Origin of the sequence: Microbacterium sp. 22179, from assembly GCF_052045715.1 — a bacterium.
Classification (GTDB): domain Bacteria; phylum Actinomycetota; class Actinomycetes; order Actinomycetales; family Microbacteriaceae; genus Microbacterium; species Microbacterium galbinum.
In genome coordinates this window covers 57659-71790 of the sequence record NZ_JBQEPJ010000006.1, presented here as the reverse complement: position 1 = coordinate 71790, position 14132 = coordinate 57659, and the positions used below count along the sequence as shown (strand labels likewise).

At 68.9% G+C, this 14132-nt stretch carries 13 protein-coding genes; 11 read left to right on the top strand and 2 right to left on the bottom strand.

What is annotated here, in order from left to right; translation table 11 throughout:
* The first annotated feature begins 220 nt into the window (after positions 1-220).
* Genes ileS through ndk form a run of 4 tightly spaced genes read left to right on the top strand, consistent with a single transcriptional unit; the run spans position 221 to position 5757 of the window.
* Positions 221-3571 carry an isoleucine--tRNA ligase gene (gene ileS, locus ACTJKK_RS13695; RefSeq protein WP_440748411.1) on the top strand — a complete coding sequence of 1117 codons (3351 nt, stop codon included), beginning with the start codon at positions 221-223 and terminating at the stop codon, positions 3569-3571.
* Positions 3568-4920 (top strand): bifunctional folylpolyglutamate synthase/dihydrofolate synthase, encoded by a 1353-nt coding sequence (locus ACTJKK_RS13690; RefSeq protein ID WP_440748410.1) that lies wholly within the window; start codon positions 3568-3570, stop codon positions 4918-4920. The genes ileS and ACTJKK_RS13690 overlap by 4 nt, the downstream gene beginning before the upstream one ends.
* Positions 4921-4976: 56 nt before the next feature.
* On the top strand, positions 4977-5339 hold the full coding sequence (locus ACTJKK_RS13685; protein ID WP_440748409.1) for a DUF4233 domain-containing protein: 363 nt from the start codon (positions 4977-4979) through the stop codon (positions 5337-5339).
* A 1-nt stretch (position 5340) separates the two neighbouring features.
* Positions 5341-5757, top strand: coding sequence for a nucleoside-diphosphate kinase (ndk, locus tag ACTJKK_RS13680; protein ID WP_067120383.1), 417 nt, complete (start codon positions 5341-5343; stop codon positions 5755-5757).
* A 63-nt stretch (positions 5758-5820) separates the two neighbouring features.
* On the opposite strand, the gene ACTJKK_RS13675 is transcribed toward ndk, so the two are convergent.
* Positions 5821-6438, bottom strand: a complete 618-nt coding sequence (locus ACTJKK_RS13675) for a vitamin K epoxide reductase family protein (protein ID WP_247631995.1) — start codon at positions 6436-6438, stop codon at positions 5821-5823.
* A 281-nt stretch (positions 6439-6719) separates the two neighbouring features.
* On the opposite strand from ACTJKK_RS13675, the gene ACTJKK_RS13670 reads away from it, so the two are divergent.
* Positions 6720-9149, top strand: a complete 2430-nt coding sequence (locus ACTJKK_RS13670; RefSeq protein WP_440748408.1) for an Rne/Rng family ribonuclease — start codon at positions 6720-6722, stop codon at positions 9147-9149.
* On the opposite strand, the gene ACTJKK_RS13665 is transcribed toward ACTJKK_RS13670, so the two are convergent.
* Positions 9114-9380 (bottom strand): DUF4031 domain-containing protein, encoded by a 267-nt coding sequence (locus tag ACTJKK_RS13665; RefSeq protein WP_247622158.1) that lies wholly within the window; start codon positions 9378-9380, stop codon positions 9114-9116. The genes ACTJKK_RS13670 and ACTJKK_RS13665 overlap by 36 nt on opposite strands.
* Before the next feature lie 212 nt (positions 9381-9592).
* Here ACTJKK_RS13665 and rplU point away from each other — a divergent pair, with 212 nt between their 5' ends.
* The 6 genes from rplU (at position 9593) to ACTJKK_RS13635 (ending at position 14128) form a co-directional block, all read left to right on the top strand.
* The gene (rplU, locus tag ACTJKK_RS13660) at positions 9593-9901 is read left to right on the top strand and encodes a 50S ribosomal protein L21 (protein ID WP_247622159.1); all 309 of its coding nucleotides are present in this window, start codon (positions 9593-9595) and stop codon (positions 9899-9901) included.
* 18 nt (positions 9902-9919) lie between these two features.
* The gene (gene rpmA / locus ACTJKK_RS13655; RefSeq protein ID WP_247622160.1) at positions 9920-10177 is read left to right on the top strand and encodes a 50S ribosomal protein L27; all 258 of its coding nucleotides are present in this window, start codon (positions 9920-9922) and stop codon (positions 10175-10177) included.
* 110 nt (positions 10178-10287) lie between these two features.
* Positions 10288-11790: a GTPase ObgE gene (gene obgE / locus ACTJKK_RS13650; RefSeq protein ID WP_247622161.1), complete on the top strand. Its 1503-nt coding sequence runs from the start codon at positions 10288-10290 to the stop codon at positions 11788-11790.
* A complete protein-coding gene (gene proB, locus ACTJKK_RS13645) occupies positions 11787-12569 on the top strand; it encodes a glutamate 5-kinase (RefSeq protein ID WP_247631998.1) in 783 nt (260 codons plus the stop codon). The genes obgE and proB overlap by 4 nt, the downstream gene beginning before the upstream one ends.
* Positions 12570-12598: 29 nt before the next feature.
* Positions 12599-13852, top strand: a complete 1254-nt coding sequence (locus tag ACTJKK_RS13640; protein WP_440748407.1) for a glutamate-5-semialdehyde dehydrogenase — start codon at positions 12599-12601, stop codon at positions 13850-13852.
* Positions 13853-13903: 51 nt separating this feature from the next.
* Complete coding sequence (locus ACTJKK_RS13635; RefSeq protein ID WP_247632000.1) at positions 13904-14128, top strand: hypothetical protein; 225 nt, start codon at positions 13904-13906, stop codon at positions 14126-14128.
* Positions 14129-14132: the final 4 nt, after the last annotated feature.

Genomic DNA, 14132 nt, shown 5'->3' with positions numbered 1-14132 from the left:
TACACTGGAAGTACGAGCATCGATCCGGCATCACCGGGGAGCTCTCGGAAGAACGGCCCGGCGACGGGCTCAGTAGAACCGAGCGGGGCAGGCCCGTCACAGCCGCAGTGAGAGTGGCGTGAACGCACCGAGAGGGGCGGGAACGCACGCGAGGTGGTACCGCGGCCCGGCAGGGTCGTCCTCGCAGGAGCATCCGCCACGACGACCACTGCGAGACACGATGACCTACCCGCGTTCCTCCTTCGGCCCCGCCGCCGACGCCTCCGTCGCGCCCAGCCCCCGCTTCCCCCGGATCGAGGAGGAGGTGCTCGAGTTCTGGAAGACGGACGACACCTTCCGCGCCTCGATCGAGCAGCGTGAGGGCTCGCCCGAGTGGGTGTTCTACGACGGCCCTCCGTTCGCCAACGGCCTGCCGCACTACGGCCACCTGCTCACCGGCTACGCCAAGGACGTGTTCCCGCGCTTCCAGACGATGACCGGTCACAAGGTCGACCGCGTGTTCGGGTGGGACACCCACGGGCTCCCCGCCGAGCTCGAGGCGATGAAGCAGCTCGGCATCACCGAGAAGAGCGAGATCGAGTCGATGGGCATCGACGTCTTCAACGACAAGGCGAAGAGCTCGGTGCTCGCCTACACGCGCGAGTGGCAGGACTACGTCACCCGCCAGGCCCGCTGGGTCGACTTCGACCGTGGGTACAAGACGCTCGACCTCGGGTACATGGAGAGCGTGCTCTGGGCGTTCAAGACCCTGTACGACAAGGGCCTCGCCTACGAGGGCTATCGCGTGCTCCCGTACTGCTGGCGTGACGAGACGCCGCTCAGCGCCCACGAGCTGCGTATGGACGACGACGTGTACCAGATGCGTCAGGACCCGTCCGTCACCGTCACGTTCCCGCTCGCGGGCGCGAAGGCGGAAGCACTCGGCCTCACCGCCGTGCGCGCCCTCGCGTGGACGACCACGCCGTGGACCCTCCCGACCAACCTCGCGCTCGCCGTGGGTCCCGACATCGAGTACGTCGTCGTGCCGGCAGGCCCGAACGGAGCGGCCGACGTGCACCAGGTCGCAGGATCCGCGGATGCCGCGGTCGAGGCCTCCGCCCACCGCTACCTTCTCGCCCGCGAACTGCTCGGCGGCTACGCGAAGGATCTCGGCTACGAGAGCGCCGAGGAGGCGCTCGCCGCGGTCGAGGCATCCGTTCGCGGATCCGAGCTGCAGGACGTCAGGTACGACCGGCTCTTCGACTACTACGCGGATGCCGAGGTCTGGGGCACCGAGAACTCCTGGCGCATCCTGGTCGACGACTACGTCACGACGAGCGACGGCACCGGCATCGTCCACCAGGCCCCGGCCTACGGTGAGGACGACCAGCGGGTCGCGGGTGCCGCCGGCATCCCCACGATCCTGTCGCTCGACGACGGCGGGCGCTTCCTGCCGAGCGTGACCGACGTCGCCGGTGAGCTCTGGATGGACGCGAACACCCCGCTCGTGCGTGTGGTGCGCGAGAACGGCCGCCTCGTGCGTCTGCAGAGCTACGAGCACTCCTACCCGCACTGCTGGCGCTGCCGGAACCCCCTAATCTACAAGGCCGTGTCGAGCTGGTTCATCCGTGTGACGGACATCAAGGACGACATGCTCGCGAACAACGAGCAGATCACCTGGGTGCCCGAGAACGTCAAGCAGGGCCAGTTCGGCAAGTGGCTCGAGGGCGCGCGCGACTGGTCGATCAGCCGCAACCGCTACTGGGGATCGCCGATCCCGATCTGGAAGAGCGACGACCCCGAGTACCCGCGCGTCGACGCCTACGGTTCGCTCGAGGACCTCGAGCGCGACTTCGGTACGCTGCCGCGCAATCCCGAGGGTGAGATCGACCTGCACCGCCCGTACATCGACGACCTGACGCGTCCGAACCCCGACGACCCCACCGGCAAGAGCACGATGCGCCGCATCGAGGACGTGTTCGACGTGTGGTTCGACTCGGGCTCGATGCCGTACGCCCAGGTGCATTACCCGTTCGAGAACCAGGAGTGGTTCGACACGCACGCACCCGCCGACTTCATCGTCGAGTACATCGGGCAGACCCGCGGGTGGTTCTACGTGATGCACGTGCTGTCGACCGCGCTGTTCGACCGCCCGGCCTTCACCGGCGTCAGCTGCCACGGCATCGTGCTCGGCAGCGACGGCTACAAGATGTCGAAGTCGCTGCGCAACTACCCCGACGTCTCCGAGGTGCTCGATCGAGACGGTTCCGATGCGATGCGCTGGTTCCTCATGTCGAGCTCGGTGCTGCGCGGTGGCAACCTCGCGGTGACGGAGGAGGGCATCCGCTCGGGCGTGCGGGAGTTCCTGCTGCCGCTGTGGAACTCGTGGTACTTCTTCGCCACCTACGCGAATGCATCGGGTGACGGGTATGAGGCGTCGTGGCGCACCGATTCGACCGACGTGCTCGACCGATACATCCTCGCGCGCCTCGGTGACCTCGTGCGCGAGGTGCGCGCCGACCTCGAAGGGCTCGACTCGACCACCGCAGCCGGTCGCCTGCGCGACTTCGCCGAGGTGCTGACGAACTGGTACATCCGCCGCTCGCGCGACCGCTTCTGGGTGGGTGTGGGCGAGGACCCGAAGAGCCGCGAGGCCTTCGACACGCTTTACACCGTGCTCGAGACGCTCACCCGCGTCGCCGCGCCCCTCGTGCCGCTCATCAGCGAGCGCGTCTGGCAGGGACTCACGGGCGGGCGCAGCGTGCACCTGCAGGACTGGCCGGATGCCGCGGCGTTCCCCGCCGCCGACGAGATCCGCGACGCGATGGATGCCGTCCGCGAACTCTCGAGCGTCGGCAACGCGCTGCGCAAGAAGGAGAAGCTGCGTGTGCGTCTTCCGCTCGCGCGCCTCACCGTCGTGTCGCCGCTCGCCTCGACGCTGGGGCAGTTCGAGGACATCCTGCGCGAGGAGCTGAACGTGAAGTCGGTCGAGCTCGTGGCACTCGCCGACACCACCGCCCACGACTACGGCATCGACCACCGCCTCAGCGTGAACGCGCGAGCGGCCGGACCGCGCCTCGGCAAAGAGGTGCAGAAGGCCATCCAGGCCGCGCGCTCCGGCGACTGGTCGGAGGTCGACGGTGTGGTCACGGCCGGAGGCATCGCCCTGGAACCGGCCGAGTACGAGCTGGTGCTCGAGACGACGGGTCGCCCCGAGGGCGAGGCCCTCGCGATCGTGCCCACCGGAGGCTTCGTGCTGCTCGACACGCGGACGACCCCGGAGCTCGAGGCCGAGGGGTTGGCGCGCGATGTGATCCGCGCCGTGCAGGAGACGCGCAAGAACGCCGGCTTCGACGTGAGCGACCGCATCCGCCTGGACCTGCGGTTCGCGAGCGAGGAGGACGCGGATGCCGTCGCCTCCGCGTTCGAGATCGCGGATGTGGCGGGGGAGACGCTGGCCGTCGAGCACTCGCTGCACCGGGAGGACCGCCCCGTCGCAGGGGCCGAGTTCATCGCCGACATCGCGAAGGGCACGTACGCGAACCGTGCGGCCTTCACGATCGCCGTGTCCCGGATCGGCGGTGCCGCATGAGTGCTCGCGAACGGGCGGATGCCGTCTACGAGACCCTTCTGGGGCGCGCGGGGGAGCGCTGGGTGCAGCCGCGCAAGGAGCGCACCGCGCGCATCCTCGCCTTCCTCGACGACCCGCAGCGCACCTACCGCGTCGTGCACATCACCGGGACGAACGGCAAGACGTCGACCGCCCGGATGATCGAGAGTCTGCTGCGCGCGCACGGTCTGCGCACGGGACTCTTCACGAGCCCGCATCTGGAGCGTTTCACCGAGCGCATCATGATCGACGGCGAGCCGATCGACGACGCCGCCGTGGCCGACGCCTGGGACGAGATCGCCCCGTTCGTCGAGATCGTCGACGCCGAGCTCGAGGCGGCGGGCGACGCGCCGCTGACGTTCTTCGAGCTGCTGACGGTGCTCGCCTTCGTCGCCGTGGCGGATGCTCCGGTCGACGTGCTCGTGCTCGAAGTGGGCATGGGTGGCGAATGGGATTCGACCAACACGGCCGACGGCGACGTCGCCGTGTTCTCGCCCATCGACATCGATCACGCGGACCGCCTCGGCGACACGATCGCGAAGATCGCCGAGGTCAAGGCCGGCATCATCAAGGACGGCGCAGCCGTCGTCTCGGCGCAGCAGCCGGCCGAGGCAGCCGAGGTGCTGCGCCGAGTCACCGCCGAGCGGGGAGCGACGATCGCCTTCGAAGGCGACGACTTCGGCCTCGCCGAGCAGAAGCTGGCGGTCGGCGGGCAGCTGCTCACGATCCGCGGCCTGGCCGGCGATTACGTCGAGGAGTACCTGCCGATCTACGGCGCCCACCAGGGCCACAACGCCGCCCTCGCCGTCGCGGCGGTCGAGTCGCTCATCGGTGGAGCGGCGCAGCGGATCGCCGACGACATCATGTCGGAGGGTCTGCAGGGCGCCACGTCGCCCGGCCGCCTGCAGCTGCTGGGTGTCGCCCCGACCGTCGTCGTCGACGCCGCCCATAACCCGCACGGCGCGAAAGCGCTCGTGCAGGCGCTGGACGACAGCTTCGACTTCGACGAGTGGGGTGTGGTGCTCGGGGTTCTGGCCGACAAGGATGCCGCGGGCATCGTCGCGCAGCTCGCTCCTGCGGCGGCGCATGTCTTCGCCACGGCCCCCGACTCCGATCGCGCGTCGGACGCCGATGTGATCGCCGACCTCGTCGAGCAGACGGGTCAGCGCGCCACCGTGCATCCGACCCTCGCCGATGCGGCCGATGCCGCGCGGGAGTGGGCCGCGTCCAACGACCGCCGAGCGGTGGTCATCGCCGGATCGGTCGTGCTCGCGGGCGAGGCGATCGCCCTCGCGGAGGAAGAGGACTGGAAGTCCGGGTGGCGCGCATGACCTCCAGTGCCGCCGGCGGACGCGCTCCACGGCCGCCACGGCCACCTCGTACCCTCGTGCAGAAGCTCGCGCCGGTCGTGCTCGGCTTCGAGTCGATCGTCGTGTTCCTCGTCGGACTCACGATCTTCGGACTGCGCTCGCTCCCGCCGGCCATCCCGCAGTGGTGGGGGATCGTGGGCGGCATCGTGATGGCGCTCGTCTGCATCGCCATCGCCGGGATGATCACCCGGCCCTGGGCCATCACCGCAGGGTGGATCGTGCAGGTCATCATCGCCCTGTCCGCGATCCTGGTTCCGTCCATCCTGTTCGTCGTCCTGATTTTCGGCGGCATGTGGGCGTATGCGACCATCAAGGGGGCGCGGGTGGATGCACAACGCCCGACCGAGCCCTCGACCGAGACTCAGACAGAGAGTGAATGACATGGCCACCGAAGAAACCCTCGTCCTCGTCAAGCCCGACGGCGTCGCTCGCGGCCTCACCGGCGCGATCCTCGCCCGCATCGAGGCGAAGGGCTATGCGCTCGTCGACATCCGCCTCGTCGAGCCCGACCGCGACCTGCTCGCCGCGCACTATGCCGAGCACGAGGGAAAGCCGTTCTACGAGCCGCTCCTCGAGTTCATGCTGTCGGGGCCGTCGGTCGCGATCCGCCTCGCCGGCAACCGCGTGATCGAGGGATTCCGTTCCCTCGCCGGCACGACAGACCCGACGACCGCAGCCCCCGGCACGATCCGCGGCGACTTCGGCCGAGACTGGGGCCTCAAGGTCCAGCAGAACCTCGTGCACGGCTCGGACAGCCCCGAGAGCGCCGCACGCGAGCTCGGCATCTGGTTCGACTGAGTCGCACTCCATGAGAAAGGCCCGTCCGCTGCGGAAGCGGACGGGCCTTTCTCATGTGCGGAGTCAGCCGCCGGTGATGATGCGCACCATCTCGCCGAGGAAGTCGATGCCCTTGGTCTGCGCCATCAGCACGATGATCGCGTAGGCGATGACCGTAGCCAGCGGCACCCACGCCATGAGCTTGTCGGCCCGCTGCTGCGCCCCTTCGTGGCGGGTGAAGGTGCCGTTGCGGGTGAGATGCAGCATGGTGGCGAAGAACGTCGGGATCGTCACGGCCCACGTGACCATGCACCACGGGCACAGGACGATGAGGTCGTAGATGCTCTGCGAGATGAGCCAGCAGACGAAGCCGAAGGCGAAGGTGATGCCGACGCCGAAGAGGGCCCAGAACCAGCGCGGGAAGCGGGCGCCGGCGAGGATCGCGACACCGACGACGAGGGGTGCCATCCACCCGGTGAGGCCGAGGATCGGGTTCGGGAAGCCGAACACCGATCCCTGCCAGGACTCGAGGTTCTTGCCGCACTGGATGAAGGCGCTCAGGTCGCACGACAGCGCGGCGTCCGGGTCGGCGAGGAGCACGAACTTCTCGACCGTGAGCTGGAAGGCGGCGAACCAGCCGATCACGCTCGCGATGATCAGCCAGACGGCGAAGATGACGGGGCGGGTGCGCTGCTCGCTCATCTGAGGATTATCTCAGCGACGGCTATGGATCGGGCGAGAACGGGGCCGGAGAAAATCTCCGGACGTGCACGGATGCCGCATTCTGCGGAACTTGGTGCGATAATGGCCTGTGACGCGATGAGCGGCCCAGCCGTGACACGTGTCGACGCAGACTTCGGGGCCCATGCCCCACGCGACCAGAGCTACGAGCCGGTCGCAGATCGAGTGAGTTCGCGGCACCCGCGGGTGCCGCATGAGTTTCGCGGAACACTCCGGTGATCCGCGCAGGGAGCAAGCCAGAGATGGCCGATGAGAACAATGACAACAACACCCCTACCCTCGACTTCCCGGCTGACGCCGCGGAAGAGCTGACGGAGTCCCCGACTCCCGAGGGCGAGACTCCGGAAGACGAAGCCCCGGCCGAGTCGGATGCTCCCGCAGAGGTCGCACAGGTCGAGGAGACCCTCGTGGCCGAGGACGAGTCCGCGGCCGAGGAAGAGCCCGGCGCCGAGGAAGAGTCCGCGGCAGAGGAGCCCTCGGCTGAGGAGAAGTCCGCCGCCGAGGAGCCTTCGGTCGAGGAGCCCACCGCTCCCGAGGCACCCGCCGCTCCCGAGGCACCTGCCACTCCCGAGGAGCCCGCCGCGGTCACCGCCGTGTCGCTGGGTCTGCTCCCCGAGGTGTTCGTGTCGCAGGTCTCCACCCAGCTGCACTTCTACGCCCCCGAGATCGTGCCGCTGCCGGCACGCCCCGGTCGTGGCCCGGCTCCCGAGCGCGAGCTCGACGATGCCGACGGCGGTCGTCGCGGACGCCGCCGTCGTGGCGGATCCGAGGGCGACGACCAGCGCGATGCTCCCCGTCAGCGCCAGCGCGTCGTCGAGTACATCACCGAGCCGAAGGCGATCAAGGGCTCCACGCGTCTCGAGGCCAAGAAGCAGCGCCGCCGTGACGGACGAGACGCCGGTCGCCGTCGTCCGGTCGTCACCGAGGCCGAGTTCCTCGCCCGCCGCGAATCCGTCGACCGCAAGATGGTCGTCCGATCGAAGAACGGCCGCACGCAGATCGGCGTCCTCGAGGACGGGGTCCTCGTCGAGCACTACGTCGCGCGCAACCAGGACGCCTCCCTCATCGGCAACGTCTACCTCGGTCGTGTGCAGAACGTGCTCCCGAGCATGGAGGCCGCCTTCGTCGACATCGGCCGTGGCCGCAACGCCGTGCTCTACTCCGGCGAGGTCGACTGGGACGGCGTCGAGACCGGCAACCAGCCCCGTCGCATCGAGCTCGCCCTCAAGCCGGGCGACCGCGTGCTCGTGCAGGTCACCAAGGACCCGGTCGGCCACAAGGGCGCCCGCCTGACCAGCCAGATCTCGCTCCCCGGCCGCTACCTCGTGTACGTCCCCGGCGGTTCGATGAACGGCATCAGCCGCAAGCTGCCCGACAACGAGCGCGCGCGTCTCAAGCGCATCCTCAAGGAGGTGCTGCCGGAGTCGTCCGGCGTCATCGTGCGCACGGCCGCCGAGGGCGCGACGGAGGACCAGCTCACGCGCGACGTGCAGCGTCTGACCTCGCAGTGGGAGCACATCCAGAAGCAGGTCGAGAGCCAGCAGGCTCCCGCGCTGCTGCACGCCGAACCCGACCTGCTCGTCAAGATCGTCCGCGACGTCTTCAACGAGGACTTCACGAAGATGCTCATCCAGGGCGAGGAGTCACAGCGCACGATCCGCTCCTACCTCGAGAGCGTCGCCCCCGACCTCCTCGAGCGCGTCGAGTCGTACGAAGACGCCGCCGACCCCTTCGACGCGTTCCGGATCACGGAGCAGATCGAGAAGGCGCTCGACCGCAAGGTCTGGCTGCCGTCGGGCGGTTCGCTCGTGATCGACCGCACCGAGGCCATGACCGTCGTCGACGTCAACACCGGGAAGTTCGTCGGCTCCGGCGGCAACCTCGAGGAGACGGTCACCAAGAACAACCTCGAGGCCGCCGAGGAGATCGTCCGCCAGCTGCGCCTGCGCGACATCGGCGGCATCATCGTGGTCGACTTCATCGACATGGTGCTCGAGTCCAACCGCGACCTCGTGCTGCGCCGTCTCATCGAGTGCCTCAGCCGCGACCGCACCAAGCACCAGGTCGCCGAGGTCACCTCGCTCGGTCTCGTGCAGATGACCCGCAAGAAGCTCGGCCTCGGCCTCCTCGAGACCTTCAGCGAGGCGTGCGAGGTCTGCGCCGGCCGCGGTGTGATCGTGCACCACGACCCCGTCGTCAAGCACCGCTCCAACGGAAACGGTGGCAACGGCAACGGGGGCAACGGCAACAACCAGAGCGGCCGCCGTCAGCGCGGTGGCAACGGTGGCGGACAGAGCCAGAGCGCCCCGCCCGCTGCGAACGTGACGCACAGCATCCCCGAGGGTGCGAAGTCGGCCCTCGCGCAGATCGCGGCATCCACGAAGGCTCCCGCCGAGGGTGCCGGCGACGCGGTCGTCGTCGACGAGGCGCCGGTCGAGGCGCCGGAGCGCGCGAAGAAGCCCCGCAAGAAGCGTGGGGCGGATCGCAAGCCCGCGCCGCGCAGCCAGGCCGAGCAGCTGCTCGACTCGGTGCTCGACGCCCTCCCGGAGCCGAAGGCACCGGGACAGGGTCGTGGACGCCGTCGGGTCAGCACCGCGGCGCTCACCGGAACCCCCGTATCGGTGAACGGCGAGGCGTCAGCGCCGGTCGCGAGCGGGGATCCTGAGGCCTGAGGCGATCAGGCGCCGGACGAGCTCCTTGCCGCCGACGTGCTGGGCGCCGCCGGCGACGAGCCGGGGGATGCTCTCCTCCGGCACGTCGTAGTGGTCCAGATCGAAGGCGCGCGGGGGGAGATCGTGGCTGAGCGCGAACGCGTGCAGCTCGTCGAGGCTCTCGTCGCTGACGAGGTGCGCCCACAGGCGTCCGTGCGCGGGCCAGAGCGGGTCGTCGACGAGAACGGTCATCCCGCAAGCCTATGACCGGACACACCCCTCGGCTCACTTTGCGAGTGGCTCCGGCATCCGGTAAAGTAGTCCCTTGGTGCGTATGCCGCGTCGTCCTCGTCGGTCGAAGCGGAGAGTCTTGCATTCGCACCCGTCGCCCCGCGGCGCATGCAAGCAACAGTCTTCCCGTGAGATTCTCGGAGCCGCGAGCTCCCCAACGAAACAGGTATGAAGTGGTTTACGCAGTAGTGCGCGCCGGTGGGCGGCAGGAGAAGGTCGAGGTCGGCACGATCGTTCAGCTCGACCGTGTGCAGGCTGCCCAGGGCGAGAAGATCGAGCTTGCCGCTGTGCTGCTCGTCGACGGCGCTACGGTGACCACCGACGCCGACAAGCTGGCCAAGGTCAAGGTCACCGCCGAGGTCATCGGCAACCTCCGCGGCCCGAAGATCATCATCCAGAAGTACAAGAACAAGACCGGCTACAAGAAGCGCCAGGGCCACCGTCAGGAGCTCACGCGCGTCAAGATCACCGGCATCAAGTAAGACCGAGGAGACCAGGACATGGCACACAAAAAGGGCGCAAGCTCCACCCGTAACGGTCGTGATTCCAACGCTCAGCGCCTCGGCGTCAAGCGCTTCGGCGGCCAGCAGGTCAACGCCGGCGAGATCATCGTCCGTCAGCGCGGCACCCACTTCCACCCCGGCGTGAACGTCGGCCGTGGCGGCGACGACACGCTGTTCGCGCTGTCCGCCGGTGCGGTGCAGTTCGGCGCGAAGGGCGGCCGCAAGGTCGTCAACATCGTCGCTGCAGGCGAGTAATCGCCGCACAGCAACAGACATCCGGTTCGGGGCGGGCTTCGGCTCGCCCCGTCCGTGTATCTGCCCACCGATTCCGATGGGCAACAGCTACCACCTGAGGAGACCGACACATGGTCACGTTCGTCGATACCGTGACGCTGCACCTGCGCGCGGGTAAGGGCGGCAACGGCTGTGTCTCGGTGCACCGCGAGAAGTTCAAGCCTCTCGGTGGCCCGGACGGCGGCAACGGCGGAGACGGCGGCGACATCGTCCTCGTCGCCGACCCGCAGACCGGCACGCTGCTCTCGTACCACCACTCTCCGCACCGCTCGTCGCCCAACGGCGGATTCGGCATGGGCGATCACCGTGCCGGGTTCATGGGGGAGGACCTCGAGCTTCCGGTGCCCGTCGGAACCGTCGTGAAGAACACCGACGGCGACGTGCTGATCGACATGATCATCCCGGGCGAGCGTTTCGTGGTGGCGAAGGGCGGCCTGGGCGGCCTGGGCAACGCTGCTCTCTCGTCGCCCAAGCGCAAGGCTCCGGGCTTCGCGCTGCTGGGTACGCCGGGGTACGAGGGCGATGTCGTCCTCGAGCTCAAGACCGTCGCCGACGTGGCACTCGTGGGATACCCCTCGGCCGGCAAGTCGAGCCTGATCGGCGCGATCTCGGCCGCACGGCCGAAGATCGCGGACTACCCGTTCACGACGCTGCACCCGAATCTCGGTGTCGTGCAGGCCGGCGACGCGCGCTACACCGTCGCCGATGTGCCCGGGTTGATCGAGGGTGCCAGCGAGGGGCGCGGTCTCGGGCTGGAGTTCCTGCGCCACGTCGAGCGCTGCTCCGCGCTGCTGCACGTGCTCGATTGCGCCACGCTCGAGCCGGGGCGCGACCCGCTCTCCGATCTCGACGTCATCCTCGCCGAACTGGCCGCCTACGAGGTGCCCGAGGGGCAGACCCCTCTGCTGGAGCGCCCGCAGTTCGTCGCCCTGAACAAGATCGACGTGCCCGAGGCGCGTGATCTCGCCGAGCTCGTCCGCCCCGATCTCGAGGAGCGCGGATTCCGCGTCTTCGAGATCTCCACCGTCTCGCACGAGGGTCTGCGTCCGCTGACCTTCGCTCTCGGTGAGCTCGTCGAGAAGGTGCGCGCCGAGCAGGCCGCTGTCGAGGTGCCCCGTGAGCGCGTCGTCATCCGTCCGCGCGGCTCCAAGAAGGAGTTCACGATCCGGGTCGAGGGCGGCACCTACGGCAACGTCTACCGCATCATCGGCGAGAAGCCCGTGCGGTGGGTGCAGCAGACCGACTTCCAGAACGAGGAGGCCGTCGGTTACCTCGCGGACCGGCTCGAGAAGCTGGGCGTCGAGGACGAGCTCTTCCGCCTCGGCGCGGTGCAGGGATCGACCGTCGTCATCGGCGAGGGCGACAGTATCGTCTTCGACTGGGAGCCGACGATGACCTCGGCCGCCGAACTCATGACGGCCCCGCGAGGGACCGACCCGCGTCTCGCGCCGAATGCGCGACGCACGACGTCGGAGCGTCGTGAGAACTACTACGAGCGAATGGATGCCAAGGCCGCGGCGCGCGCGGAGGTCGAGGCCCAGCGCCTCGCCGCCTATCGCGAAGAGGGCGAGTGACCGCACGCTCGCGTGCAGACCTCGCCACGGCTGCGCGCATCGTCGTCAAGGTCGGATCGTCGTCGATCAGCGGTGAGGCGTCCTGGCGCATCCCCGTTCTCGTCGAGGCCCTCGCGGCCGCGCACGGGCGGGGCACCGAGGTCGTCCTCGTCTCGTCCGGTGCGATCGCGTCCGGCATCCCGTTCCTGCGTCTCGACGCCCGCCCCACCGATCTCGCGACCCAGCAGGCGGCCGCGGCCGTCGGTCAGAACATCCTCGTCTATCGGTACCAGGAGGCGCTGCGTCCGTTCGACATCGTCGCGGGCCAGGTGCTGCTGACGACCGGTGATCTCGAGAACCCCACCTCGCGCAGCAACGCCCGTCGCGCGATGGAGCGCCTTCTCGGGCTGCGCGTGCTCCCGATCGTCAACGAGAACGACACGGTGGCGACCCAGGAGATCCGTTTCGGCGACAACGACCGCCTGGGAGCCCTCGTCGCTCAGCTGATCGAAGCCGACGCTCTCGTGCTGCTCAGCGACATCGAGTCGCTCTACACGCGCCCGCCCTCCGATCCCGGCGCCGAGCCGATCGACGTGATCGCCGCGGATGCCGATCTGAGCGGACTCGAGTTCGGGGCGACGGTCGTGAACAGCGTCGGCACCGGGGGAGCGGCCACCAAGGTCTCCGCCGCCCGGCTCGCGGCCGCGTCGGGGATCGGCGTGCTGGTGACGAGTGCCGATCTGGTGGATCGGGCGCTCTCGGGCGCCGAGGTCGGCACCTGGTTCGAGCCCGCCGTCTGAGCGGGATCGGTGCGCCCTAGACTGGGCGGATGACCGATCAGACCCCGCAGGTGCGCCTCGAGCGCGCGAAGGAGGCGTCGCGCGCGACGGCCGCTCTGACCAGTGGCGACAAGGAGCGCGTTCTCGAGGAGATCGCCCTCGGACTCGAGCGTGACGCCGAGCGCATCATCGCCGCCAACGAGCTCGACATCTCGCGCGGAAACGAGAACGGGATCGGCGACTCGCTGATCGACCGTCTGCGCCTCGACGACAAGCGCGTCGCGGCTCTCGCCGCCGCCGTTCGCCAGGTCGCCGCGCTCCCGGACCCGGTGGGTCGCGTGGTGGGCGGGCATCGGATGCCGAACGGTGTCGCGCTCGAGCAGATCCGAGTGCCCTTCGGCGTGGTCGGCGCGATCTACGAAGCGCGGCCGAACGTCACGGTCGACATCGCCGCTCTCGCACTGCGTTCGGGAAACGCGGCCGTTCTCCGGGGCGGCAGCGCCGCGCGTGAGTCGAACACCGTTCTCGTCGAGGTCATGCGGGAGGCGCTGGTGCGATCCGGCGTCACCGCCGAGGCGATCCAGACCGTCGACGACTTCGGTCGGGACGGAGCCACGGCGCTCATGCACGGACGCGGCTACATCGACGTGCTCGTTCCGCGCGGGAGCGCAGGGCTGATCGAGACCGTCGTCACGGAATCGACCGTTCCGGTCATCGAGACGGGGGCCGGGAACGTGCACATCGTTCTCGACGAGTCGGCGCCGGACGACTGGGCCCGCGACATCGTCGTCAACGCGAAGGTGCAGAGGCCGAGCGTGTGCAACGCGGTCGAGACCGTTCTCGTGCATCGCCAGGCGGCACCGCGTCTGGTGCCCCTCGTGGCCAGTGCGCTGCAGAGCGAGGGCGTGGCGATCCACGGCGACGACATGGTCGCCGGGCTCGTGTCGAACGTCATCCCGGCCACGGAGGAGGACTGGGCGACCGAGTACCTCAGCCTGGACATCGCGATCAAGGTGGTCGACGACCTCGACGAGGCCCTCGCGCACATCCGCCGCTACAGCACGGGTCACACCGAGTCGATCATCACGACCGACACCCGCAACGCCGAGCGTTTCCTCGCCGAGGTCGATTCCGCGGTCGTCATGGTCAACACCTCGACCCGCTTCACCGACGGCGGCGAGTTCGGCTTCGGGGCAGAGGTGGGTATCTCGACGCAGAAGCTGCATGCGCGGGGCCCGATGGGTCTCGCCGAGCTCACGAGCACGAAATGGCTGGCGCGTGGGTCGGGGCAGACGCGCGGCTGAGGGATAGACTGGATGGCGCTGCACTGACTCAGGTCACGAAACGGAGAAACGATGAACCTCATCGCACAGGTCGCGATGGCCGCTGCGGAAACCGAGCACCACGGCAACGTTGCCCTCGAGACCGTGATCTTCGGTGTGATCGCCGCGATCATCTTCGCCTTCCTCGGTCTCGTGACGCTGTCGTACCGCAACGTCGCCAACCGTCACTCGGCCAAGGCCGAGGCCTGGGCTGCGAAGCACGGCAAGGACGGCCACGGGGCAGGGCACGGCCACTAAGGAA